1 protein-coding gene is annotated in these 597 nt (G+C 47.7%); it reads left to right on the top strand.

Annotated features, from left to right (window positions below; translation table 11 throughout):
- The coding region (locus G5B30_RS17135) for a hypothetical protein (protein ID WP_206367179.1) at window positions 1–597 on the top strand (597 nt) is incomplete at both ends.

Genomic DNA, 597 nt, shown 5'->3' with positions numbered 1-597 from the left:
ATCGGCAAGCTTTGATCCGGTTACTGGTATCTTAACCTACAACGACGAGGACGGAACAGCCAATACGCTGAATCTGGGAACAATGGTCCCGAACTTCGAAACCCTGACCTCTGTCTCGGTGGACAACATCGCCGGGACCTTAACTTATGTGGATGAGGACGGTACGACCAACACGCTGAACTTAGGAGATCTTGTCAGAGAGCAGGAGACTTTGACAACCCTTGCTTATGATAACACGACACACCAACTGACCTATACAGGAGAGAACGGCACACCGGTTGTACTGGACCTTAACCAAGGAGCTGTAAGTTATAATGCTGTCTCCAACGTTCTGACCTATACCGACGAGGCAGGGGTTGCCACACCGGTCAACCTGAACAATACGGACCTGACTTATGACCCGGCTACTTCCATCTTAAGCTATGTGAATACTTTGGGTGTAATACAGACTATTGACTTAGGAGCTATTGTACTGGCTAACGAGACTTTGACTACCTTAGGTTACAATGCTGCAACAAACGAACTGACCTATACTGGTGAAAACGGTACACCGGTCGTACTGAACCTTAACCAAGGAGCTGTAAGTTATAATGCTGC

Source organism: Sphingobacterium sp. SGG-5 (genome assembly GCF_011043525.1).
Taxonomy (GTDB): domain Bacteria; phylum Bacteroidota; class Bacteroidia; order Sphingobacteriales; family Sphingobacteriaceae; genus Sphingobacterium.
Note: the sequence above shows the minus strand (reverse complement) of the source record. Positions and strands in the feature narration are given on the sequence as shown.